Source organism: Streptacidiphilus cavernicola (assembly GCF_042510955.1).
In the GTDB taxonomy this organism is placed as follows: Bacteria; Actinomycetota; Actinomycetes; order Streptomycetales; family Streptomycetaceae; genus Streptacidiphilus; species Streptacidiphilus cavernicola.
The window spans coordinates 108,938-133,144 of the sequence record NZ_JBHFAB010000001.1; the positions used below are offsets into that span (position 1 = coordinate 108,938).

The window sequence follows — 24,207 nt, forward strand, 5'->3', positions numbered from 1 at the left end:
GTGTACCGCACCGCGCTGCGCAACGTCGTGGCCCACAAGGGCCGCCTGCTGATGACCATGCTGGCCGTGCTGCTCGGCACCGCCTTCGTGGCCGGCACCATGGTCTTCTCCGACTCGGTCGGCAAGGCCTTCAAGGACAGCGTCTCCAACAACTACGCCGGGGTCTCGGTCCAGGTCAGCAACAATGCCGTCGGCGCCGACGCCGGCGCCGTCCGCGACCCCAGCGGGACCAGGCCGCTCACCGACGCCACCCTGAAGCGGATCGCCGCGCTCCCCGGCGCCGCCTCGGCCCGCGGCACGGTCACCGGCTTCGCCGGGCTGGCCGACCCGCACGGCGACCTGATCGGCTCCCAGGGCAGCACCTTCGGCGGCAACTGGGTCCCCGGAGCCGACGGGAAGGACCCGCTGCACCCGATGGTGCAGGGCGCCGGGCCGACCGACCCGCACGGCATCGCGATCGACCGGAAGACCGCGCAGGACAACGGCTTCAAGGTCGGCGACACGGTCCGGCTCGCGGTCAACGGGCCGGTCATGCCGATGACCGTCACCGGGATCTTCAGCACCGACGACCCTCAGGTCGCCTCCGGCGGCTCGCTGGTGCTGTTCGACAACGCCACCGCCCAGCGCACCTACCTCGCGCCGGGCCAGTACGACTCGGTCGAGGTCGCGGCCGGGCCCGGGGTGAGCCAGGCCGCGCTGCGGGCCGAGGTCGCCGCGGTCGTCCCGCACAGCTCCAACATCAAGGTCAAGACCGGGGCGCAGCTCACCGCCGACGAGACCACCCAGGTCGACCAGGCCACCTCGGGACTGCGCACCGCGCTGCTGGCCTTCGCCGGGATCGCGCTGTTCGTCGGGATCTTCCTGATCGCCAACACCTTCACCATGCTGATCGCCCAGCGCACCCGGGAGCTGGCGCTGATGCGCGCGATCGGGGCGAGCCGCCGTCAGATCACCCGCTCGGTGCTGCTGGAGGCGCTGTTCGTGGGCCTGGTGGCCTCGGTCGGCGGCCTGGCCGCGGGCATCGGCATCGGGGCGCTGCTGCAGTCGCTGATGGGCGGCAGCGGGGTGCCCAAGGGCTCGCTGGTGCTCTCCCCCACCACCGTGGTGGCCACCCTGGTCACCGGGATCGTGGTGACCGTGCTGGCCGCGCTGCTGCCGAGCCTGCGCGCCTCCCGGGTGGCCCCGGTGGCGGCGATGAACAGCAACGACCAGCCGGCCACCCAGAAGAGCCTGGTGGTGCGCAACTCCGTCGGTGCGGCCTTCTTCGGCCTCGGCCTGGCCTCGGTGCTCTACGGGACCTCGCTGGGCGGCTCGGCCGGGCGGGCCCCGGTGGGGCTGGGCGCGGGGCTGATCCTGATCGGCGTGTTCGTGCTGACACCGCTGCTGTCCCGTCCGGTGATCGCGCTGATCGGGCCGCTGCTGACGAAGCTGTTCGGCACGCCGGGCAAGCTGGCCCGGCAGAACGCGGTGCGCAACCCGCGCCGTACCGCGGCCACCGCCTCGGCGCTGACCATCGGGCTGACCCTGATCAGCGCGCTGACCGTGATCGGCGCCTCGGTCAGCCATGCGATCGACAGCCAGGTCACCCAGAACATGAAGGCGGACTACGACGTCTCGGTGCTGCTCGGCCAGGAGGTCGCGCCGGCGCTGGTGCCGAAGATCGCCGCCACCCCGGGGGTGGCCGCCAGCAGCGTGATGGACAGCCAGTTCGTCCGGTTCGGCGCCGACGACCAGTCGGTGACCGGGGTGGACGCCGCCGCGTTCGACCAGCTGATCGCCCCGCAGATGCTCGAAGGGACGACCGCCTCACTGCGGCAGGGCTCGGCCCTGGTCGACCGCAAGCTGGCCGACCAGCACCATTGGACGGTCGGCTCCACCGCCGCGCTGACCTACCCGGACGGCAAGCGGGGCACGCTGACCATCGGCGGGATCTACCAGGTGAGCGGGATGCTCGGCCCGGTGCTGATGGGCGAGTCGGTGCTGGCCCCGCACACCACCGCGCCGCACTACGACGGCGTGCTGGTCAAGGGCGCGAACGGGGCCACCCCGCAGCTCCAGCAGGCGCTGAAGGACACCACCGGGGACAGCCCGCTGATCACCGTGCAGACCCAGCAGCAGATCAGGGACCAGTTCAACTCGCTGATCAACACCCTGCTGAACGTGATGTACGGGCTGCTCGGCATGGCCGTGGTGATCGCGGTGCTGGGCGTGGTCAACACCCTGGCGATGTCGGTGTTCGAGCGCAAGCGCGAGATCGGGATGCTGCGGGCGATCGGCCTGGACCGCTTCGCGGTGAAGCGGATGGTCCGGCTCGAGTCGGTGGTGATCGCCGCCTTCGGCGCGGTGCTGGGGGTCGCCATCGGCGGCTTCCTGGCCTGGGCCGCGGTGCAGCTGCTCAAGGGCGACCTGGTCGGCCTGACCACCGCGCCGCCGTACGGGCAGCTGGCCGCCTATGTGGTCGGCGCCGCCCTGGTGGGCCTGGCGGCGGCGCTGTGGCCGGCCCGGCGGGCGGCCGGGCTCGACATCCTGGGCAGCATCAAGACCGACTAGCCCGACCGGTCCCCGAAAGGACCGCAGCGCGCCAGTGCCCCGGTCCTCTTCAGGAGGACCGGGGCACTTACGGCAGCGGTGCCGGTTATGAGCACCACGTGTGTGGTCCGGCGACGCTGCCGGGCATGGAGGGGTACTGCGCACTACTTGCTACGCGGAGACCTTCTCGGCTGCCTTGTCGGCAGCGGGGACCGCTGCCGGGACCGGCTTCGGGGCGGGGGCCGCCGCCTCGACGAAGGTCTCGCGGGGACGCTCCATCTCCACCAGGGAGACGGTCTCGCGCTTGAGGAAGACGGCCAGGGTCCAGTCGGCGAACACGCGGACCTTGCGGTTCATCGTGGGGACCCGGCTGCCGTGGTACAGGCGGTGGAACCACCAGGCCGGACGGCCCTTCAGCTTGTACTTGCCGAAGAGGATCGCCACACCCTTGTGGAGGCCCAGACCGGCGACCGCGCCGAGGTTCTTGTGCTTGTACTCGGCCTGCGGAAAGCCCCGCATGCCGGAGATGACGTTGTCGCCGAGCACGATCGCCTGACGCACCGCGTGCTGCGCGTTCGGCGGGCACCAGGCGCCCTCGCCCACGGCCAGGTCGGGGACCTGCGCGTTGTCGCCGGCCGACCAGACGTTGTCGAAGCCCTGGACCTGGAGGGTCGGGGCGGTGTCGACGTGGCCGCGCGGGCCGAGCGGCAGGCCGAAGTTCGCCAGCGCCGGGTTCGGCTTGACGCCGGCCGTCCAGACGATGGTGGAGGCGTCGACCTCGACGCCGTTCTTCAGCACCACGTGCTTGTCCAGGCAGGAGTCCATCGAGGTCTCGATGTAGATCTCGATACCGCGCTCCTCCAGCCGCTCCTTGGTCCACAGACCGAGGTCCGGGCCCATCTCGGGGAGGATCCGGTTGGCTGCCTCGACCAGCAGGAAGCGCATGTCCTCGCGCTTCACGTTGTGGTAGAGCTTCGCCGCGTCCCGGGCCATGTCCTCGACCTCGGCGATGGTCTCCACACCGGCGAAGCCGCCGCCGACGACGACGAAGGTGAGCGCCTGCTTGCGCACCTTCTCGTCGGTGGTGGACTCCGCCTTGTCGAGCTGGGCGATGACGTGGTTGCGGAGGCTGATGGCCTCCTCCACCGACTTCATCCCGATGCCGTGCTCGGCCAGGCCGGGGATCGGGAAGGTGCGGGAGACCGAGCCCATCGCCACGACCATGTAGTCGAAGGGCAGCTCGTAGGGGTCACCCGCGGCCGGGTGGATGGTGGCCACCTTGGCGACCTGGTCCACGGAGGTGACGTGGCCCGTGAGGACCTCCGCGGTCTTCAGGACGCTCCGCAGGGGGGCGACGAGGTTGCGAGGCGCGACGTTGCCGGCCGCCGCCTCGGGAAGGAAGGGCAGATAGGTCATGTACGACCGCGGGTCGACGACCGTGACGGTCGCCTCCCCGTAGCGCATCTTCTTGAGGATGCGCATCGCGGCATACAGGCCGACGTATCCACCGCCGACGATAAGAATGCGAGGACGCTCCGTGGTGCTCATATCCGAAAGTATCCAGCACTCCCGCACCCACCTGCTGCGGCCCTACTCCTCTCCCTCTGGACAGGCCCTGCTACACTACGCGGCCCACGGGTCCCCGCCGGTGCGCTCCCGTCCCACCCGTGTGTCGCCCGGGACATCACCGCAGCTCGCCGCCCCTGTTGCGATTGTGTGTCCGAAACCGGCGCCCCGCCTTGGAAGTTGCTGGAGAGCAAAGCCAGGGCCTTTGGTCTCGTAATCCGGACGAACCGCCCATAAGGAGCAGGAAAGATCGCGGATCAGCACGTGAAGAAATTCACAAACTTTCTCGCGTGCCCTCTCGCGCCGTGCTCCAGGCGATGCCGTCGAGGATGTCGTGCTCGCTCACGACCAGCTCGCGGGCACCGGTCCGCTCCATGATCGCGAGCAGCACCAGGGCGCCCGCGCCGATCACGTCCACCCGGCCCGGGTGCATCACCGGGATGGCCGCGCGCTGCTCCGAAGTCGCGGACAGCAGCAGCTCGGTGACCTCGCGGACCCGGGCCAGCGGGATCCGCGCGTGGTGGATCGCGGCCGAGTCGTAGGCGGGCAGGTCCAGGGCGATCCCGGCGACCGTGGTGGCCGTGCCGGCCAGGCCGACCAGGGTGGCCGCGGAGGTCAGCGGAACGGTCTGCTCGGCCAGGTCCAGGGCCTGCTTGATGTCGGCGCGCATGGCGAGGGTGTCCTCGCCGTGCCGCTCGGTCAGCCGGACGCAGCCGATGTCGACCGAGCGCGCGGCCTCGACCCGGTCCGTGCCGAGCACGAACTCGGTGGAGCCGCCGCCCAGGTCGAAGACCAGGAACGGCGGGGCCATCCGGTCGTCGCCGAGGAGTTCGCGGGTCGCGCCGGTGAAGGAGAGCCAGGCCTCCTCGTCTCCGCTGACCACCTCGGGCTCGACGCCCAGGATCTCCCGGACGCCGTCGGTGAACTCGTCCCGGTTCTCGGCGTCCCTGGAGGCGCTGGTGGCGACGAAGCGCAGCTGCGACACGCCGTGCCCGGCGATCACCGCGGCGTAGTCGCGGCAGGCGGCGAAGGTGCGCTCCAGCGCCTCGGGCGCGAGCCGCCCGGTGCGGTCCACGCCCTGGCCGAGCCGGACGATGGTCATCCGCCGGTCCAGGTCGTGCAGCCGGCCGGTGGCCGGGTCGAGGTCGGCGACCAGCAGCCGGATCGAGTTGGTGCCGCAGTCGATCGCGGCCACGCGCTGCGGGCTCACTGGTCGTCACCCCCGGTCGCGGCGGCGGCATCGGCCTCGGCATCGGCTCCGGGGAGCTGGACGCAGCAGCCCTTGCGCCACCACTCCGGCAGCTTGTCCAGCGCCTCGTCGCCGAGCGGGTTCACCCCGGGCCCGGCCGCCAGCGAGTGACCCACCAGGACGTGCAGGCACTTCACCCGGTCCGGCATCCCGCCGGCGCTGGGGAAGCCCTCCAGCACCTCGATGGCGTCCCGCTTGGCGATGTAGTCCTCGTGCGCCCGCTGGTACGCGGCGGCCAGCTCCGGATCCTCGGCCAGCCGGGCGGTCTGCTCCTTCATCAGCCCGTCCGCCTCCAGCGTGCCGATCGCGGAGGCGGCGCGCGGGCAGGTCAGGTAGTACAGCGTCGGGAACGGCGAGCCGTCCTCCAGCCGCGGCTGGGTCTCCACCACGTCGGGCAGGCCGCAGGGGCAGCGGTGGGCGACGGCGCGCAGGCCGCGCGGCACCCGGCCGAGCTGGGCCGCGATCGCGGCGGTGTCGTCGGCGGTGACGCCGGGGGCACCGGGGCCGGCAGAGGCGCCGGGGTCGCCGGGTGCGGGGTTGTGCGAGGTCATGTCCTGGGCTTTCTTCAGTGCGTCAGTGCGGAGCGTCAGTGCGGGGCGGTGTCCGAGGCGTCCAGTGACTCGAACAGGTTGTCGTACCAGGGCTGGCCCGCCGCGCCCGCCGCGGCCTGCGCCTGGGCCGTGGCCCGCGCCGTGGCGGAGGCGCTCGGGTCGGGGTCCACCGAGGTGAACGGGGTCTCGCCGGGGAAGCCGTAGTGCAGCCGCTCGCGCGCCTGCGCGGTCACGTACGCCGGGTCCTGCCAGCGGGCCTTCTCCCGGCGCAGCTCGTCCACCTGCGCCTGGGCCTGCTCCGCTGCGGCCCGCTGCTGGGCGATCTGGGCCCGCTGCGCGATGAACTGACGGGTCGGGTAGGCCAGCGCGGCGACCAGCGAGCACAGCACCAGCGCGAGGACGGCCGCCCGGCCGGTGAAGCGCGGCCTGCGCCCGTTCGGTCTGCTCACGTTCTCGCCCTCCCGTTGGATGTGCCGGTGCCCCGCCGCCCACCCTAGAGGGTGATCGCGGCGGGGCACCGGTCCAGCACGACGAGTCGTCAGCCGACGGGCTGTCAGTCGGCGGCGGGCTGGAACCGCGGGAACGCGCCGCGGCCGGCGTACTCGGCCGCCTCGTCCAGGATCTCCTCGATCCGCAGCAGCTGGTTGTACTTGGCGACGCGCTCGGAGCGGGCCGGGGCGCCGGTCTTGATCTGGCCGCAGTTGGTGGCGACGGCGAGGTCGGCGATGGTGACGTCCTCGGTCTCGCCGGAGCGGTGCGACATCATGCAGCGGAAGCCGTTGCGCTGGGCCAGCTCGACCGCGTCCAGGGTCTCGGTCAGCGAGCCGATCTGGTTGACCTTCACCAGCAGCGCGTTGGCCGCGCCCTCCTTGATGCCGCGGGCCAGCCGGACCGGGTTGGTGACGAACAGGTCGTCACCGACGATCTGCACCTTGTCGCCCAGCTTGGCGGTCAGCGCGGTCCAGCCGGTCCAGTCGTCCTCGAACAGCGGGTCCTCGATGGAGACCAGCGGGTACGCGGCGACCAGCTCGGCGTAGTAGTCGGTCAGCTCGGCGGCCGAGATGGCCTTGCCCTCGAACTGGTACGCGCCGTCCTTGTAGAACTCGGAGGCGGCGCAGTCCAGCGCCAGCGCGACGTCCTTGCCGGGGGTGTAGCCGGCCTTCTTGATGGCCTCGACGATCAGGTCGAGCGCCTCGCGGTTGCTGTCCAGGTTCGGGGCGAAGCCGCCCTCGTCGCCCAGACCGGTGGAGAGGCCGCGCTCCTTCAGCACACCCTTGAGGGTGTGGTAGACCTCGACGCCCCAGCGGACGGCCTCGGAGAAGGAGGCCGCACCGATCGGAGCGATCATGAACTCCTGGATGTCGACGTTGGAGTCCGCGTGCGAGCCGCCGTTGAGGATGTTCATCATCGGGACCGGCAGCACATGGGCGTTCGGGCCGCCCAGGTAGCGGAACAGCGGCAGGTCGCTGGCCTCGGAGGCGGCGTGCGCCACGGCCAGCGAGACGCCGAGGATGGCGTTGGCGCCGAGCGAGGACTTGTCCGGGGTGGCGTCCAGGTCCAGCATGGCCTGGTCGATCAGGCGCTGCTCGGTGGCGTCGTAGCCGATCAGCTCCGGGCCGATCTGCTCGATCACCGCGAGGACGGCCTTCTCGACGCCCTTGCCGAAGTAGCGGGACTTGTCGCCGTCACGCAGTTCGAGGGCCTCGAACGCGCCGGTGGAGGCGCCGGACGGAACGGCGGCACGCCCGGTGCTGCCGTCGTCGAGGCCGACCTCGACCTCGACCGTGGGGTTGCCTCGCGAGTCGAGGATCTCCCGGGCTACGACGACGTCGATGGACGGCACAGGCATCTCCTTGGGGGGAACACTGGGGTGCTTACCCCAAGAGCCTAGCCGCAGCCGGGCCCCGGGCCACGCGCACCTCGCGACTGTCTCACCCGCCGGATCCCCTACTCACGAGTAGTTCATCTCGTGGGCGGAGGACCCGGCGGCACTGACGGACCACGGACGGACGGTCAGCCGACGGTGAGGTGCTGACCGGGGAAGATCAGGTTCGGATCGGCGCCGACGGTGTCCTTGTTGGCCCGGTACAGCGCGGGCCAGCCGCCGCGGAGGTGCGCGGCGGCGGCGATCTCGGAGAGGTTGTCCCCCGGCTTCACCGTGTAGCCGCCGTGCCCGACGCTGTGCACGGCCGTGGTGGTGGTCGTGGTGGTCCCGGCCGGGGTCTTCGCCGCGGCCGTGCCCGTGGTCTTCGCCGGAGCCTTGGCCGGGGCCGCGTGCTTCGGCGTGCTGCTGCTCTTCCTGGTGGCGGCGGCCTGCTCGGTGCCGCCGCTGTGCTTCCCGGTGCCGGCCTTGGACGGCGTCCCGGTGTCCACCGACGCCGGAGCGCCGCCCTGGGAGAGACCGGCCCGCGGCCCGCAGACCGGCCAGGCGCCGGGCCCCTGCGAGGCGAGGACCTTCTCGGCTATGGCTATCTGCTGGCCCTTGCTGGCGTGGTCGGCGGTGGCGGCGTACGCGGTGCCGCCGTAGCCGGACCAGGTCGAGGCGGAGAACTGCAGCCCGCCGTAGTAGCCGTTGCCGGTGTTGATGGACCAGTCGCCCCCGCTCTCGCAGCTGGCGACCTTGTCCCAGGTCGAGACGGAGGCTGCGGAGGCGCTGGTCGCGCCGATCAGCGGCAGCGCGATCCCGGCGGTGCCGAGGCTCGCGGTGGCCACCAGGCGGGCGGTGTTGCTGGTGCGGGGCTTGCGATGACGCCCGGAGGCGTTGCTGGTGAAGGGCATGACGGAGTCCCTCTCCGACGCCTGCGAGGTGAGCTGTCGGGTTCGGGCCGTGAGGTAGCCCGGGCGCTGACGCGCCTTCACCCCTAGCCGCAGCGCTGTGAACTGCGGCGACTTACCTGGGTCCCCCGCTCCTGCCCAATCAAAGAGTCTGGGTCCCGCCCCGCGGCTGGACAGGACTCGGCGTCCCGCGCGACGGCCGCCCGCACGTGCGGGCGTTCCCGGAAGGCTAGGCACTGCCGCACCAAGACCACAAGCCCCAACCGTCCCGCCGAAAACCCTCCGAGACCGGCCGAGGCCGCGTCAGCGCTCCTTCCGCGCGGTCAACGACCTTTCGAACCAACGGGTGTGGTGCCATGTGACCAAGGCCGACCGGACCGTCTCCCGATCCGGGACGGCTCGCAGCCGCAGCGGCCCCGCCGCCGCCGCGAGCGCGCCCTGGGCACGGGTCACCGCCCAGTCCAGCGCCCGGTCCTCCGGCATCGCACCGAGGCTGAGCGCCGCCCGGATCACGTCCGGGTAGACCGACTGGGCCAGCTCGTAGCCGCGGTAGTGCCGCAGGTCGCGGCCCAGGCCGACGGCGTGCTCGGGCGAGGTGCGGATGACCGCCTCTTCCCAGGCCGCGACCACCTGGCGCTCCTGCGCGGCGGGGTAGCGCATCCGGCGCAGGTGGACGGCCAGGTCGTGCAGCGGGTCGCCGAACATCGCCAGCTCCCAGTCCACGAACCTGAGCCGGTCGTCGTCCGCGACGATGATGTTCCGCCGGTGCACATCGGTGTGCAGCAGCGCGAACGGCCGCTCGGTCAGCGGCGGCAGCGCCTCGCCGAACCTGCTGATCGCGTCCCCCGGCACGCCCAGGGCGCTGAACAGGTCGCCGAACTCGCCCTGGTTGGCGTCGCAGAGCCGCTCCTGGGCGAACCGCACCCGGGCCCGCAGAAAGCCGGTGGAGTCGCCGTCCTCCGGCCAGCCCTTCGGCAGTTCCGGCAGGTCGGAGCGCTGAAACTGGGTCAGCCGGCCGAAGAACCAGGCGATCTGCGCGACGTGGCGCTCCTGGACCGGCAGCCCGTCCGGATACCGCCGGGCGAAGGTCTCGCCGCTGACGTAGAGGTGCACGGCGGTGCCGTCGTCGTCGCTGTGCAGCACCCGCGGGCCGTCCGGGCCCCGTCCGTCCGCCGGGTCGGCGCGGATCGCGGCCAGTCGGCGGAGCAGGGCCGCCTCGTCCGGCCAGACCCGCTGGACCAGCTCCGGGCTCGACCGGCGGACCCGGACCAGCACGGTCTGGCCGCTGCCGAGGCCCAGCAGCCGCGCCTGCCGGTCGGTCGGACGGACCTGGTAGTTGCGGTTGTGGAAGCCGCCCTCGGAGCGGACCCGGAGCCGGACCGAGTCGACCAGTTCCCGGCAGGCCTCAGCCGCCGGGGCGGCGGTCTCGGCGGTCCTGTCGATGGGGGGCTCCCGGTGGTGTGGTGCTCGCTCTTCCCGTGTGTCCGGCCTGGACAGAGAAGTCAAGCCTAGTCGGGAAACGCCGGAAGGAGGCTGGAGGAAACGGGTCCGTTACCGCAATGCCTCCCGGGGTCAGCCGGGCCCGTCCCACAGCAGCACGTCCAACCCGCTGACCAGGTCCTCGACGCCCGACGCCCGGAGCAGCTCCTCCTTGCGGGCGTGCGGCGCGAAGCCGAGGAAGCGCACCCCCAGCGCCGCGGCGGCCTTGAAGTCCGACTCGGAGTCACCGATCAGCAGCACCCGGCTGTCCGGGGTGCAGCCGAGCCCCTCCAGCGCGCGGCGGACGCAGTCCGGGTGGGGCTTCATCAGATCCGGGTCCGGCGCGCGCCCGTGGACCTGGTGGCCGAACGCCTCCCGGAGCGGCCCGGCCAGGTCGCGGGCCAGGAAGTCGTGGATTGCCTCCGGCGCGTTGTTGCTGGTCACCGCCAGGCCGCAGTGCGGCAGCAGCTTCCGCACCAGCGCCACCGCGTCCGCGGTGACCCGGGCCGTGCCCGCCGCGATCCGCTCCTGCCGGACCAGCTCGCGCTGCACCACCTCGATCACCCGCGCGGCCTCCTGGAGCGGGATCCGGCGCGGATGCCGCTCCAGGACCCCGCGCAGCTCGGCCACCATGCCGTGCGGGTCGGTGGCGTCGGAGAACTCCTCCCCGGTGAGCGGCGTCTGCCGGAGGATCAGCGCGAGCAGGCCCTTGGCTATGCCGGGGGCCCGGTGCACGGCGAAAAGCTGCACCAGCGGCCCGTCGAAGTCGAACAGCACATGGGTCACTCCGTGGAACACCGCGGGGGCGGCGTCCGGTACCGGCGGGCGGATCATGTTCACCAGACGAGTGTCCGCGCAACCCCGGCGTCAGACCAGAGCGTCCCCCTCGCCGGGCCACTCGGTGGCGATGGTGTCCCACAGCGAGTCGAACCAGCGCTGGGCCACCGAGACCCCCTCCGGGGACTGCGGGATCAGCGGGGCCTCGATCCCCATCAGGTCGTGGATCGGCAGCATCTCAGGATCGCCCCCGCCGACCGAGGGCAGCTCCACCACATTGCGCTGGACCTCGTACCAACTCTGCAGGGCAGTAGTGCCGTTGATGATGTAGAGCTTCACCGACGGGGTCATCCGCACCGCCCGCACCTGCAGGTCGACCCGCCCGATCAGCCCGCGCGCCCCGATGTCGCTGATCGAGGTGTCCATCCCGCGGACGAAGCCGGCGGTCATCTCGCGCAGCCGGTTCAACGGGCGCTCGTCGGCCCAGTCCTCGATGGACCGCGGCAGCGCCAGGTGCGTCCCCGTCGCCGGCAGCAGCAACCGGACCGTGAGCGACTCGGGTCCGCTGCGGCCGGGGACCCGCAGCCGGTCCAGCCGCAGCTTGAGCAGGGTGGCCAGGGTCTCCGCGGTGAAGCCGAAGAAGTCGATGCTGACCCGCGGCTCCTGGAACGCCCGGTCCAGGTAGTCGGCCAGGCCGATGATGGCCGGCTCCAACCGCCCGCCGGTCTCGGGGCCGTCCGCGACAAAAGTCCCCTGCCCCTGCACCGGGTGGATCCGGCCCTCGTCCCGCAGCTTCCGCAGGGCGCGCTGCACCGTGTCCCGGGAGACGTCGAGCTGCTCGGCCAGTTCGTGCTGCGAGGACAGCTTGCCGCCGGGACCCAGGCGCTCGATCTCCTCACGGAGCGCGTCATAGGCCACCTGCACAGATGTGCGGGGTCCGCTGCTCACATCCGCTCCTTTAGCTAGGAGTTGACCGATCGTCAGTTTATCGATCAGTCATCTTCGGCATCATTTCCCCAGAATGCCAGTCAAGTTGCCGAGGCCATGGCCTAAGAATGACCGAACTTGGCTAACGGGGGAAGCGTGCGGTCACCAGTCAATGATGCCTCGAACCCACGTGTCCCAATCCCCGCCCCCGAGGGGTTGCAGGAGGTGGCACCGACATGAGGTTGAGGTCTGGTTGGCAGATGGCGTACGTGGCCGTGCTGATGCTGGTGGACTGGAAGTTGCAGCAGCACCAGCACGGTCTGTGGTTCCTCTTCATCGCCCCGAACATCCTGCTGTGCGGTGAGCGGGACCACGGCGGCGACATCACCGTCAAGAGCTGCCTGACCGTGGTCGCGGTCTGCTGGCTCACCTACGCGGCGCACGTGCCGCTCTAGGCTCCGCCCTCCTGGCTGAAGGTGACCGGGAGTTGGCGGAGTCCGCGCATGATCAGGCCGCCGCGCCAGCGGAGTTCGTCAGGGGCGGCGGCGAGGGCGAGATCGGGAAGCCTGCGGAGCAGCGCGGACAGCGCGTACTGGGCCTCCAGCCGGGCCAGCGGGGCGCCGATGCAGTAGTGGATGCCGTGGCCGAAGCCGAGATGCGGGTTGTCCCGGCGGTCGAGGTCCAGCAGGTCCGGCCGGTCGAAGCGGGACGGGTCGCGGTCGGCGGCGGCGAGGACCACCAGGACCGGGTCCCCGGCGGCGATCTCCTGGCCGCCGAGGGTCAGCGGGGTGGTGGCGTAGCGCCAGGTGGCCAGCTCCACCGGGCCGTCGTAGCGCAGCAGTTCCTCCACGGCGGTGGCCAGCGGCGCGGTCTCGCCGCGAGCGAGGGACTCCTGTAGCCGGGCCCGTTGGGCGGGGTGGGTGAGCAGGGCGTAGAGGCCGTTGCCGATGAGGTTGACGGTGGTCTCGAACCCGGCGAAGAGGAGGATGAAGGCCATCGCCGCGGCCTCGTTCTCGGTGAGGTGCTCGCCGTGGTCGCTGGCCCGGATCAGCTCCGAGATCAGGTCGTCGCCGCCCTGCCCCGAGCCGAGGTCGGCCCGCTTGCGGTGGATCAGCTCGGCCAGGTAGCCCCGCATCTTCTTCACCGACCGGGCCACCCCGCCCCGTGGGCCGCCGCCGTGACGGATCATCAGCCCGGCCCAGTCGCGGAAGTCGTCCTGGTCCTCGGCCGGGACGCCGAGCAGGTCGCAGATGGCGTAGATCGGCAGCGGGAAGGCGAACTCATGGATCAGGTCGGCCGAGCCGTTCCCGGCGAAGCCGTCGATCAGCCGGTCGGTGATCTCCCGCACCCGGGGCTCGAAGGTGGCCACCGTCCTCGGTGTGAAGGCCTTGGAGACGAGCCGGCGCAGCCGGGTGTGGTCCGGCGGGTCGATGTTCAGCAGATGCGTCATCAGGTCGGCGCCGCGCTCCCCGGGGATGCCGGTCCGGCCGCTGCTGCGGCCGTGGTGGCCCGGGTTCTTGCTCAGCCGGGCGTCCGCCAGCGCCTGCCGGGCGTCCGGGTAGCGGGTGACCAGCCAGGCCTCGACCCCGCTGGGGAGCGTGGTGCGGTGCACCGGCGCGTGCTCGCGCAGCCAGGCGTACGCCGGGTACGGGTCGGCGGCGAACTCCCAGGTGAAGAGTTCCGGGGCGGGCCCCTCGGCGGACTGCGGAGCGGGCTCCGGGACGGCTGCCGGGTCGGCCGGTCCGGTCGAGGCGGGCGCGAGCGGTTTGTGCACTCCTTGACGGTAGCTTGCGGTTGGCTTGCATCGCGGACGGGCACTGTTGCGGTGGCAGGCCGGATGCCTACGATCACCGGCAGTGCGCGGGCCTGTGCGGAGGCCCGCCGGGAGGAGCGGGACATGCAGATACGCGGATCCGTCGTGGTGGTGACCGGTGCGGCCGGGGGAATCGGGGCGGCGCTGGCCCGGCGGTTCGCCGCCGACGGCGCGCGCGGGCTGCTGCTCGCCGACCTCGACGGCGGCCGGGTCGAGGACCTGGCGCAGGAACTCGACCGTGAGGGTTGTCACACCGTGGGCGTCGGCAGCGACGTGACCCGGGAGAGCGACGTACGGGCGCTGGTCGAGACCGCCGAGAAGCACCTCGGCCCGGTGGACCTGTTCTGCAGCAACGCCGGACGCGGCTCGGTGCCCGGCGAGAGCGCCGGCTTCGAGGCCGCCAACGAGGTGTGGCAGTCCTGTTGGGACGTCAACGTGATGGCCCATGTGTACGCGGCGCGGGCGGTGCTGCCGGGGATGCTGCGGCGCGGCCGGGGCTACCTGCTGAACACCGCGTCCGCCGCCGGGCTGCTGCAGATGCCCGGCGACGCGGCGTACACGGCGACCAAGCACGCGGCGGTGGCCTTCGCCGAGTCGCTCGCGGTCACCTACGGCGACCAGGGCATCAAGGTCAGCGCGCTGTGCCCGCAGGGGGTGCGCACGGCGATGACCGCCGACCCGTCGGTCGAGGCCCGGCTCAGCCTGTTCGGGGCGATGCTGACCCCCGAGCAGATCGCCGACTCGGTGGTGGAGGGGCTGGCCGAGGAACGCTTCCTGATCCTGCCGCACCCGGAGGTCGCCCGCTACGAGCAGGGCCGCGCCGGAGACCGCGACGCCTGGCTGGACGGCCTGCGCGGCGCGGTCAGGACCACGGTCGTCTGACCGGGGCCGCCGGCCCGGAAGGCCCGCTGCCCCGGATCGACCGCTGCCCACTGCTGCCCCGGACGGAGCACCTACCCCGGGCTGACCGCCAGGACCGCCGCTGCGACGGCCTGGCGGCGGTCACGGGGCGCGGCGGCGCGGTCCGCCATCTCCGGGGTCGGCAGGATCGCCGGAACGGGGATGCCCACACCGTTGGCCGCGTAGCGGTGCAACTCCTCGCGCACCCGGCCCGGCTCGCCGTGCACGATCAGCGCGTCCACCACCTCGTCCGGCACCGACGCCGCCGCGCCCTTGCGGTCGCCCGCGGCCCAGGCCTCCCACATCGGCTTGAGCTGCTCCTCCCGGCCGAGCCAGCGGTGGAACGCCGCGTACGCGGGGACGGTGAGGTAGCCGGCGATCAGCCGTCGGCCCAGCGCCCGCGCGTAGTCGGCGTCGGCGGTCGGGCAGACGAAGATGCGCGCGGCGACGGTCTTGCCGTCGCCCCCGGCCGCCCGGAACTCGTCCACCACAGTGGTCACGTCGTCAGCGGAGAGCCAGTTGAGGATGGTGCCGTCGGCCTCCTGCGCGGCCAGCCGGAGCATCCCCGGCCGCAGGGCGGCCAGCAGCACCGGCGGGGTCTGCGCGGGGACCCGCTCCAGCCGGAACCGCCGCACCGCAAAGGTCGGGTAGTGCGTGTCGACGACCTGTCCGGTCAGCGCGGCCTTGAGGAATCGGACCGTGTCCCGGCTGCGCCCGAACGGCTGCTCGTGCGGGACGGCGTTCCAGTCCTCGACGATCACCGGCGAGGAGGCGCCGACGCCGAGGGTGAACCGTCCCGGCGCGGCCTCGGCGAGAGCCGCGGTCTGCATCGCCAGCAGGGCCGGGCCACGGGTGTGCACCGGGACGATCGCGGTGCCGAGGTTCAGCTGCGGCGCCCAGACCGAGGCCAGCGCGAGCGGGGTGAAGGCGTCGGCGCCGGCCGTCTCCATCGACCAGAGGTCGGTGAAGCCGAGGTCCGGAAGCGCCTCGACCAGCCGCCGCTGGTCCGCCAGCGGGATGCCGTCGAGCGGAAACGTCAGGCCCCAGCGGGCGGAGGTGTCAGGCGTGGGGGTCGTCATACCCCCGATGCGACCACGCGACGGGCCCGAACGGCAAGGGGAGGGGGAGGCTCTGCGCTGGGGCGCGGCATTGGTGGGGTCGGCGTGGCGCGGCCCCGGACTGCCGGTCAGGCGACGTGCTCGGCTGCCTCGGCCAGGGCGTCGCGGCAGAGGCGGTCGGCGAGTCGGGTGGTCTCCGGGAGGCGGTAGCGCGGGGAGGCGCGCAGCACCAGCGCGCAGGCGTCGTCCAGGGTGATCAGGTGGCCGGTGGAGACGGTGAGCGGTTTGACGCCGTCCTGGGTGCGCAGCACCCGGGCGACGGTCTCGCCGCCGTCCCGCACGTCGCTACTGTCGCCGCGGGCGGGGCCGGGCTCGTCCCACTCCCCGAGCAGCGGGGTCTTGGCGACGCCCAGCGTCGGCAGCCCGGCGAGGACGCCCAGGTGACAGGCCAGACCGAAGCGGCGCGGGTGCGCCAGGCCCTGGCCGTCGCACAGCAGAACATCCGGGGTGGTCGCCAGCCGCTCCAGCGCCGTGATCAGCGTCGGCAGCTCGCGGAACGCGAACAGCCCCGGGACATACGGGAACCCGGCCGTGCCCACCGCCGTCGCGCGGTCCAGCACCTCCAGGGTGTCCGCGTCCAGGACCACCACCGCCGCGGCAACCCTGTCCTCCGCCCCGCCGTGGCTGTCGCCGTAGGCGACGTCAAGCCCGGCCAGGGTGCGCGGCGGGGCCGCCAGCGGCGCGGTGCGCACCAGCGGGCGCAGCTCCCGCTGGATCGCGTACGCCTGCTCCTCGCCCGACGGCCAGTCGTGCGTGCGCTGAAGCTCCATCAACTGCCTTGTTCTGTCTGCTGGATGGCGTCACGGTAGCGGCGGGCCGCCGCCCGCAGCTCGGCCTCGGGGTCCAGCCCGGCCTGCTGGGCCTGGACGGCGAGGGCAAGCAGCCGACCACCGACGCCCTCTCCCACCGGCAGCGGCACCTCCAGCCGTGCCTTCACCGCCCGCGAGTGCAGTTTCGCCGCCAGCGCCAACGCGGGCTGCGCCAGCGGCACTCCCTCGACCACCGAGCCGCGCTGCTTCTCCGCTGCCTTCAGCTCCTCCCAGTCGGCCTCGACCTGGGACGCGGTGGTGGACGCGTCCGCATCGCCGAAGACATGCGGGTGGCGATACGTCAACTTGTCGACGAGGCCCGCCGCCACGTCGTCCACGCTGAACGGCTCCTCCGCGTGCTCCTCGGCGATCCGGGAGTGGAACAGCACCTGGAGCAGGACGTCGCCCAGCTCCTCGCGGAGCATCTCGCGGTCGCCCTCCTCGATCGCCTCGACCAGCTCGAACGACTCCTCGACCAGGTACTTCACCAGCGACTCATGGGTCTGCTCGGCGTCCCAGGGGCAGCCGCCGGGCGACCGCAGCCGGTCCATCACCGCGACCAGGTCCAGCAGCCGCGCGCCGGGGAGGTCGTAGGAGCCGGTCAGCACCTCGATCACCGGCACCGGTACCCGCACCGACGCCGTCCCGTCGGCGGCGCCGCTGCCCTCGACCGCGATCCGGGCCAGCCCCTCGGCGAGTCCCGGGTCGCCGTCCACGCCGCCGACCCACAGCACGGTGGCCCCGGGCCCGGACAAGGCAGCGGCCTCGGCCAGCGTCCCCGCCAGCGCGTAGCGGTCGGCGTCGACCAGTTCCACCTCGACCCCGGCCTGCCTCAGGTACGGCAGTTGCGGGTGGTCCGGGTCCCCGGCCAGCACCCGGTCGGCGCCGCGCAGCGCCTCCCAGGCGGGCCAGGACAGCAGGCCGGGGGCGATCCGGTGGGTGCTGGAGAGGAGGACGAGCCGTCCGGGCGCGCTCGCGCGGGTGTCGTGTTGTTCAGCCACGGGACGAACCTACCGCGACCGGCCGACGCACCCGCCCGGCGCCGGAACCGTCAGCTGGTCGCCGGAGGGGTCGCCGCCGTCCGCTGCAGCCAGGGCTGCTTCGCGGCGGCCAGCGGCGGCCAGGCCGAGCTGCTCGTGCTCACGGTGCTCCAGCTGCCGTAGCGGGGGTTGACGGTCACCCCGAGGCTGCTGCCCTCCTTCTGCAGGATCTTCAGGAACGCGGCCCCTGCCTGGCTGGAGGACGGGTCCACCCCGGCCTGCTGGAGCAGCAGGTCCTCGCCCACCTGGTACCGGGCGAAGATCGGGAAGTCGGACGGGGCGATGTAGAGCTGCTCGACGATCGCCTGCTGCAACGCCTGCGCGCTGCCGGTCTGCTGCGCGTACTGCGCCTCGACCTGCTGGACCTGGCCCTCGGAGACCGACTTGCCCTGGTCGGCCAGCGCCTGGTCGACGATCTGTGCGTTCACCAGCAGCGCCAGCAGGTTCCCCTGGACGCCGGGCTGCTCCTGCGCCGTGGTGTCCTGGGCAGCCGCCGCCCGGTACGCGGCAAGGTGCGACTGGAGCGTGGAGACCGTGATCCGCTGGTCCCCCACCACCGCGGCGGCCCCGGGGTGGGCGGTCGACGAGCAGGCCGACAGGGCTGCGACCGCGCTCACGGCGAGTGCGACGGCGGCGGTGCGACGGCGGTTCACGGGGCCTCCTGGCGATGACACTTCGAGCCACTGGAACGTACGGGACTGACGATACGTCTGGTACCGCGTCCGACGATCGAGGATAGGCAGCGGACCAGCCCGATGTCACCAGGTCGGCGCAGGCAGCATTCCGGCGCGGAGAACGTCAGCGGACCGGGGCGGGGGTCTCCGCCGAGGCCGGGTCGGGCCCGGTCCGCTCGGCCGGGGCGACCTCGCCGAACCTGGCCAGGGCCAGCGCGCCCGCGACGGCCAGCGCGAACCCGGCCACGGCCAGCGGCAGCAGGCCGGGGCGGGTGCCGTCGCCGAGCAGCACCACCCCGAGGATCGCGGGCAGCGCGGTCTCGCCGAGCACCATGCTGGCCGTGGCGGTGGTGACCCGGCCGCCCCTGACCCCCTCGGTCATGAAGACGAAGGACACCCCGCCGCCCGCGAGCAGCGCGTAGGTCGCCGGGTCGGCGAACAGCGGCCCCAGGTCCAGGCCGTGCACGGTCGGCAGCACCCGGACGGCCAGGCCGACCACGCCGAAGCCGAGACCGCACAGGCTGCCCATGATCGCGGCGCGGCGCGGCTCCCGCAGCCGCCAGGCCACGGCGCCGAGCACGGCGATCAGCGCGACGGCGGCGAGCAGCAGCCAGTGGAAGATCTGCGAGGGCTGCTTGTGGCCCTCGGCCCCGGCGGTCGCGCCGAGGAGCGCGAGGCCGACGCAGACCCCGACCACGCCCAGCCACTCGGCGCGTCCCAGGCGCAGCTTCAGCAGGGCCGCGCCGAGCACGGCGGTCACCGCGAGGGCGCCGGCCAGGGCCGCCTGCACCACGTACAGCGGGAGGGTGCGCAGGGCGATCAGCTGGGCCACGAATCCGCAGGCGTCCAGCAGGAGGCCCGCGGCGAAGGGGAGGTTCAGCATCGCCTTGGCTGTGCCGAGGACCCCCTCGCCGGGGGTGGGGCTGTGCCGGGAGGCGCCCAAGGCCTGCAGGACCATGGCGACGCCGAAGCAGAGGGCGGCGGCGAGGGCCATCAGCAAGCCTAGGAGCATGTGAGCGAGTCTAGGGGCTCGGAGGGACGGTGCAGGTCGGGTGGGTGGCCGGTCGCGCAGTTCCCCGCGCCCCCGGGGGCTGCGCGGCGGCTAGAACAGGGTGCCGAGGAACTCCGCGCACCAGGTCAGCAGGTCGCGGCCGACGACCGGCTTGCCGCCGATCTTGCCGGTGCCGGGGCGCGGCACCAGGAGCAGCTTGGTGCTGGCCTTGACCTGACTGCGCGGATAGATCCGCTGCAGCCGCAGCTCCTGCGACTCCCGCAGCTCGACCGGGCCGAAGCGGATGTTCTGGCCCTGCAGGGTGATGTCGGAGATCCCGCAGCGCCGGGCGAACAGCCGCAGCCCGGCCACCAGCAGCAGGTTCTCCACCGGCTCGGGGAGCTTGCCGTAGCGGTCGTGCAGCTCGGCCCGGACCGAGGCGATGTCCTCCTCCGAGTTGACCGAGGCGATCGCCCGGTACGCCTGGAGCCGCAGCCGCTCGCCCGGGGCGTAGTCGTGCGGGACGTGGGCGTCCACCGGCAGTTCGATCTTGACGTCCAGCGGCGCCTCGGCCGCGTCCTCGCCGGTGCCGCCGCCCTCCACGTTCTCCCGGTACTCGGCGACGGCCTCGCCGACCATCCGGATGTAGAGGTCGAAGCCGACGCCCGCGATGTGCCCGGACTGCTCGCCGCCGAGCAGGTTGCCCGCGCCGCGGATCTCCAGGTCCTTCATCGCCACGTACATGCCCGCGCCCATCTCGGTGTGCTGGGCGATGGTGGCGAGCCGCTCGTGCGCGGTCTCGGTCAGCGGCTTCTCCGGCGGGTAGAGCATGTAGGCGTAGCCGCGCTCGCGCCCGCGGCCGACCCGTCCGCGCAGCTGGTGCAGCTGGGACAGGCCGAAGGTGTCGCCGCGCTCCACGATCAGGGTGTTGGCGTTGGAGATGTCGATGCCGGACTCCACGATGGTGGTGGAGACCAGCACGTCGAACTCCTTCTCCCAGAAGTCGACCACCACCTTCTCCAGCGCGGTCTCCCCCATCTGCCCGTGCGCGGTGGCGATCCTGGCCTCGGGGACCAGCTCCTTGAGCCTGGCCGCCGCCTTGTCGATCGACTCGACCCGGTTGTGGATGTAGAAGACCTGGCCCTCGCGCAGCAGCTCGCGCCGGATCGCCGCCGAGATCTGCTTCTGGTCGTACGCGCCGACGAAGGTCAGCACCGGGTGCCGCTCCTCCGGCGGGGTGGTGATGGTGGACATCTCGCGGATGCCGGTGACCGCCATCTCCAGGGTGCGCGGGATCGGGGTCGCCGACATGGTCAGCACGTCCACGTTGGCGCGGAGCTTCTTCAGCTGCTCCTTGTGCTCGACGCCGAAGCGCTGCTCCTCGTCCACGATGACCAGGCCCAGGTCCTTGAACCGGGTCTCCGCCGAGAACAGCCGGTGGGTTCCGATGACCAGGTCCACGCTGCCCTCGCGCAGCCCTTCCAGCACCGCCTTGGCCTCGGTGTCGGTCTGGAACCGGGAGAGCGCCTTCACCACCACCGGGAAGTTGGCGTACCGCTCGGAGAAGGTGGAGAAGTGCTGCTGCACCAGCAGCGTGGTCGGCACCAGCACCGCCACCTGCTTGCCGTCCTGCACCGCCTTGAAGGCCGCGCGGACCGCGATCTCGGTCTTGCCGTAGCCGACGTCACCGCAGATCAGCCGGTCCATCGGGACCGTCTTCTCCATGTCGGCCTTGACCTCGGCGATGGTGCTGAGCTGGTCCGGCGTCTCCGCGTAGGGGAAGGCGTCCTCCAGCTCGCGCTGCCAGGGGGTGTCCGGGCCGAAGGCGTGGCCGGGGGCGGCCATCCGGGCCGAGTAGAGCCGGATCAGGTCCCCGGCGATCTCCTTGACCGCCTTCTTGGCCCGGGACTTGGTCTTGGTCCAGTCCGCGCCGCCGAGCCGGTGCAGCGACGGGGCCTCACCGCCGACGTACTTGGTGACCTGCTCCAGCTGGTCGGTCGGCACGAACAGCCGGTCCCCCGGCTGGCCCTTCTTGGCCGGGGCGTACTCCAGCACCAGGTACTCCCGGGTCGCGCCCTGGACCGTGCGCTGCACCATCTCGACGTAGCGGCCCACGCCGTGCGCCTCGTGCACCACGTAGTCGCCGGCCTGGAGCGCGAGCGGGTCGATGCCGTTCCTGCGCCGGGACGGCATCCGGCGCATATCCTTGGTGGAGGACTTCTGCCCGGCCAGGTCGGTCTCGGTGACCACGTGCAGCTTGAGGCCCTCCGAGTACAGCCCGTACTCGATCGAGCCGCAGGAGACGTGGACGATGTCGGCCGAGGGGGCGCCGACCAGGTCCGGGGTGAGCCGGGCGCCGATGCCCTCGCCGGACAGCATCTCGGCGATCCGGGAGGCCGGGCCCTGACCCTCCGTCACCAGCACCACCCGCCAGCCCTCGGCGAGCCGGCCCTTGGCGTCGGCGATGGCGCGGGCGGTGTCGCCGCGGTAGGCCTCGGCCGGGTGCAGGTCCAGGTGCAGCACGTCCGGGCCGGTCAGCACCTCGTCGTCGGCGGCGAACGGGCTGACCGACCACCAGGGCAGCCCGATCTCCGCGGCGTGCTCGCGGATGTCGGCGACGGACCACAGCGAGGCCGCACCCACGTCCAGCGGACGGTCGCCGCCGGAGGCCGCGGCGACCCAGGAGGCGTGCAGGAACTCCTCGCTGGTGGCGACCAGGTCGGCGGCCCTGGTGCGGACCCGCTCCGGGTCGCAGACCACCGCGATGCTGCCCTGCGGCAGCACGTCCACCAGCAGTTCCATGTCGTCGACCAGCACCGGGGCGAGCGACTCCATGCCCTCGACGGCGATGCCCTGGGCGATCCGGTCCAGGATGTCGGCCAGCTCCGGGTGCCGCACCGCGAGCTCGGCGGCCCGCGCCGTCACCGGCCCGGTCAGCAGCAGTTCACGGCAGGGCGGGGCCCACAGGCCGTGCTGGGCGACTTCGAGCGAGCGCTGGTCGGCGACCTTGAAGTAGCGGATCTCCTCGACCTCGTCGCCCCAGAACTCCACCCGCAGCGGGTGCTCCTCGGTCGGCGGGAAGACGTCCAGGATGCCACCGCGGACGGCGAACTCGCCGCGCTTCTCGACCAGCTCGACCCGCTGGTACGCGGCGGCGGCGAGACGGCGGGTCAGATCCTCCAGGTCCACGTCCTGGCGCACCCGCAGGCTCACCGGCTCCAACTCGGCCAGGCCCTTGACCTGCGGCTGCAGCACGCTGCGGATCGGCGCGACGATCACCTGCAACGGGCCCGCGGCCGGGTCGTCGGCGCTGGGGTGGGCGATCCGGCGCAGCACCGCGAGCCTGCGGCCGACGGTGTCCGAGCGCGGCGAGAGCCGCTCGTGCGGCAGCGTCTCCCAGGCCGGGAACTCGGCGACGCTGTCCGGTGGGAGGAGCGAGGCGAGCGAGGCGGCCAGGTCCTCGGCCTCCCGGCCGGTGGCGGTGACCGCGAGGACCGGACGGCCGCGGCCGTCCCGCTCCTTCGCGGCGGCCTGGGCGAGGGCGCGGGCCAGCGCGGCGACCGCGAACGGGCGGGCGGCGGGCGGACCGACCAGGTCCAGGTGGCGGCGGTCCCCGGCAAGGGCGGACTCGGCCGCCTCGGCGAGGGCCGGGTCGGCGACGACGACGTCAAGCAGGCCGGTCAGGCTCATGGACTTCTCTCAGACGGGTCTCGGCCGACGGCACGGCGCCGGGGCAACGCGAAGCACCCGGAACGCAGCGCGCACCGGGGGGTTCCCAGGGTACGCCCCACCGGCTCCCCCGCGACGGCGGTCACGGTTCGCCACCGTCGGCGCCGGTCGGAGCCTCGGACTCACCTGCGGCAGCGCCGGTCGGCGCGGCGCAAGTTCCCCACGGCGCACAGGTCAGACACTCGGGCCCGTCTCCGGCGGCGCAGGCTGGCGCGGGTCGGGCACGCTTCGGCGGCGCAGGGCGGCGCGGGTCGGGCACGCTTCGGCGGCGCAGGGCGGCGCGGGTCGGGCACGCCTGCGGCGGCGCTGGGCGGGACAGGCTCAGGGCTCGCCCGCTGCCGCGCCGGTCAGGGCGGTCAGGGTGGCGCGGATGTGGTCCAGGTGGGCGCGCAGTTCGGCCTGCTGCTCGGCGGAGGCCAGGGCCTCGCGCTCGGCCGCCGCGGCGATCCGCTCGGCCTCCCGCCGCGCCGCTTCGAGCAGGCGCTCGGCCGCCGTCACCGCCTCGGCCTCGGTCGCCGCGGCGCTGAGCCGCATCGCGGCGAGGTGGCGCTCGGCCTCGCCCTGCCGGCGCTCGGCCCGCCCGCTCAGCGCCGCCTCCCTGGCGTCCTGCTCGGTCTCCGCCTCGGCCAGGGCCTGGTCCGCGGCCTGCTGCAGCACCGCCTGCCGGGCCCGTTCCGCCTCCGCCGCCTGCTCGGACCCCGCGGCCAGCTCGGCGGCGTGCCCGGCGGCGGCCTCCCGCGTCGCGCGCGCTGCCCGGTCCGCCTCGCCGCGCAGCCCCTCGGCGGTGGCCCTGGCCCGGTCCAGCTCGCGGCGGAACGCCTCGTCGGCGGAGCCGCGCAGTCGGGCCGCGTCGTCGGCGCCCTCCTGGGCGCAGCGCGCGGCGTCGGCGCGGACCTCGGTGTCCAGCGCCTCGGTCCAGGCCTCGGCCTCGGTCCGCAGGTGCACCGACTCCTCCTGCGCCAGCGCCAGCAGCCGCGCGGCCCGGTCGCTCAGCACCGCGTACGCGGCCGGCGGGGCCTCGGCCGCGGCCTTCTCCGCGGCGGCGGCGTCGATCAGGGTCTGCTCCAGCGCGCGCATCCGGTTGCCGAGACCGGACAGCCGCTCCCAGGCGGCGTCCCGCTGCGCGGTGGAGCGGACCAGCGCCTGGTCGACCTGCGCGGTGTCGTAGCCGCGCCGGGTCACGGTGAAGCCGTGCGGGGAGACGGCGTCGCTCATCGGGCCGGTCCTCTCGTCTCGTCCGATCGGGTGGGGATCGCTAGCAAACGGTCATTATTTGACCT

20 protein-coding genes and 1 riboswitch are annotated in these 24,207 nt (G+C 73.0%); of the genes, 3 read left to right on the forward strand and 17 right to left on the reverse strand.

Translation table 11 applies throughout. The features are described 5' to 3' along the window. The gene (locus ACEZDE_RS00510; protein WP_380530317.1) at window positions 1-2,550 is read left to right on the forward strand and encodes an ABC transporter permease; all 2,550 of its coding nucleotides are present in this window, start codon (window positions 1-3) and stop codon (window positions 2,548-2,550) included. A gap of 150 nt (window positions 2,551-2,700) precedes the next feature. Here the strand turns inward: ACEZDE_RS00510 and ACEZDE_RS00515 are convergent, their stop codons facing one another. The 9 genes from ACEZDE_RS00515 to ACEZDE_RS00555 form a co-directional block, all read right to left on the reverse strand. Then, the gene (locus tag ACEZDE_RS00515) at window positions 2,701-4,077 is read right to left on the reverse strand and encodes an NAD(P)/FAD-dependent oxidoreductase (protein ID WP_380530320.1); all 1,377 of its coding nucleotides are present in this window, start codon (window positions 4,075-4,077) and stop codon (window positions 2,701-2,703) included. 292 nt (window positions 4,078-4,369) lie between these two features. Further along, window positions 4,370-5,305 carry a Ppx/GppA phosphatase family protein gene (locus tag ACEZDE_RS00520; protein WP_380530323.1) on the reverse strand — a complete coding sequence of 312 codons (936 nt, stop codon included), beginning with the start codon at window positions 5,303-5,305 and terminating at the stop codon, window positions 4,370-4,372. Further along, window positions 5,302-5,895, reverse strand: coding sequence for a DUF501 domain-containing protein (locus tag ACEZDE_RS00525; protein WP_380530326.1), 594 nt, complete (start codon window positions 5,893-5,895; stop codon window positions 5,302-5,304). The genes ACEZDE_RS00520 and ACEZDE_RS00525 overlap by 4 nt, the downstream gene beginning before the upstream one ends. Window positions 5,896-5,930: 35 nt before the next feature. Beyond that, window positions 5,931-6,344: an FtsB family cell division protein gene (locus ACEZDE_RS00530; RefSeq protein ID WP_380530329.1), complete on the reverse strand. Its 414-nt coding sequence runs from the start codon at window positions 6,342-6,344 to the stop codon at window positions 5,931-5,933. A gap of 104 nt (window positions 6,345-6,448) precedes the next feature. Then, window positions 6,449-7,738, reverse strand: a complete 1,290-nt coding sequence (gene eno / locus ACEZDE_RS00535; RefSeq protein WP_380530332.1) for a phosphopyruvate hydratase — start codon at window positions 7,736-7,738, stop codon at window positions 6,449-6,451. Window positions 7,739-7,908: 170 nt separating this feature from the next. After that, a complete protein-coding gene (locus ACEZDE_RS00540; protein WP_380530334.1) occupies window positions 7,909-8,673 on the reverse strand; it encodes a LysM peptidoglycan-binding domain-containing protein in 765 nt (254 codons plus the stop codon). A gap of 3 nt (window positions 8,674-8,676) precedes the next feature. Then, window positions 8,677-8,819, reverse strand: a riboswitch (cyclic di-AMP (ydaO/yuaA leader). Between the two features lie 154 nt (window positions 8,820-8,973). After that, window positions 8,974-10,176, reverse strand: a complete 1,203-nt coding sequence (locus ACEZDE_RS00545) for an aminoglycoside phosphotransferase family protein (RefSeq protein WP_380530336.1) — start codon at window positions 10,174-10,176, stop codon at window positions 8,974-8,976. A gap of 66 nt (window positions 10,177-10,242) precedes the next feature. Then, window positions 10,243-10,983: an HAD family hydrolase gene (locus ACEZDE_RS00550; protein WP_380531157.1), complete on the reverse strand. Its 741-nt coding sequence runs from the start codon at window positions 10,981-10,983 to the stop codon at window positions 10,243-10,245. 33 nt (window positions 10,984-11,016) lie between these two features. Beyond that, on the reverse strand, window positions 11,017-11,874 hold the full coding sequence (locus ACEZDE_RS00555) for a winged helix-turn-helix domain-containing protein (protein ID WP_380530338.1): 858 nt from the start codon (window positions 11,872-11,874) through the stop codon (window positions 11,017-11,019). Window positions 11,875-12,113: 239 nt separating this feature from the next. Here ACEZDE_RS00555 and ACEZDE_RS00560 point away from each other — a divergent pair, with 239 nt between their 5' ends. Next, window positions 12,114-12,308, forward strand: a complete 195-nt coding sequence (locus tag ACEZDE_RS00560) for a hypothetical protein (RefSeq protein ID WP_380530340.1) — start codon at window positions 12,114-12,116, stop codon at window positions 12,306-12,308. On the opposite strand, the gene ACEZDE_RS00565 is transcribed toward ACEZDE_RS00560, so the two are convergent. Next, entirely contained in the window at window positions 12,305-13,627 is a 1,323-nt protein-coding gene (locus ACEZDE_RS00565) for a cytochrome P450 family protein (RefSeq protein WP_380530343.1), read from the reverse strand. The genes ACEZDE_RS00560 and ACEZDE_RS00565 overlap by 4 nt on opposite strands. 123 nt (window positions 13,628-13,750) lie before the next feature. Here ACEZDE_RS00565 and ACEZDE_RS00570 point away from each other — a divergent pair, with 123 nt between their 5' ends. Then, complete coding sequence (locus tag ACEZDE_RS00570) at window positions 13,751-14,548, forward strand: SDR family oxidoreductase (protein ID WP_380531160.1); 798 nt, start codon at window positions 13,751-13,753, stop codon at window positions 14,546-14,548. A gap of 71 nt (window positions 14,549-14,619) precedes the next feature. On the opposite strand, the gene ACEZDE_RS00575 is transcribed toward ACEZDE_RS00570, so the two are convergent. From ACEZDE_RS00575 to ACEZDE_RS00605, 7 genes are all read right to left on the reverse strand, one after another. Next, on the reverse strand, window positions 14,620-15,645 hold the full coding sequence (locus tag ACEZDE_RS00575) for an LLM class F420-dependent oxidoreductase (RefSeq protein WP_380530346.1): 1,026 nt from the start codon (window positions 15,643-15,645) through the stop codon (window positions 14,620-14,622). Between the two features lie 107 nt (window positions 15,646-15,752). Next, entirely contained in the window at window positions 15,753-16,454 is a 702-nt protein-coding gene (locus ACEZDE_RS00580; protein ID WP_380530349.1) for an endonuclease V, read from the reverse strand. Next, entirely contained in the window at window positions 16,454-17,494 is a 1,041-nt protein-coding gene (locus tag ACEZDE_RS00585) for a MazG family protein (protein ID WP_380530352.1), read from the reverse strand. The genes ACEZDE_RS00580 and ACEZDE_RS00585 overlap by 1 nt, the downstream gene beginning before the upstream one ends. Before the next feature lie 50 nt (window positions 17,495-17,544). Continuing rightward, a complete protein-coding gene (locus ACEZDE_RS00590; protein WP_380530354.1) occupies window positions 17,545-18,186 on the reverse strand; it encodes a hypothetical protein in 642 nt (213 codons plus the stop codon). Between the two features lie 145 nt (window positions 18,187-18,331). Then, the gene (locus tag ACEZDE_RS00595) at window positions 18,332-19,219 is read right to left on the reverse strand and encodes a hypothetical protein (protein WP_380530356.1); all 888 of its coding nucleotides are present in this window, start codon (window positions 19,217-19,219) and stop codon (window positions 18,332-18,334) included. Window positions 19,220-19,309: 90 nt separating this feature from the next. After that, window positions 19,310-22,888 (reverse strand): transcription-repair coupling factor, encoded by a 3,579-nt coding sequence (mfd, locus tag ACEZDE_RS00600; protein ID WP_380530359.1) that lies wholly within the window; start codon window positions 22,886-22,888, stop codon window positions 19,310-19,312. A gap of 360 nt (window positions 22,889-23,248) precedes the next feature. Then, the gene (locus tag ACEZDE_RS00605) at window positions 23,249-24,142 is read right to left on the reverse strand and encodes a hypothetical protein (protein WP_380530362.1); all 894 of its coding nucleotides are present in this window, start codon (window positions 24,140-24,142) and stop codon (window positions 23,249-23,251) included. Between the last annotated feature and the right edge of the window lie 65 nt (window positions 24,143-24,207).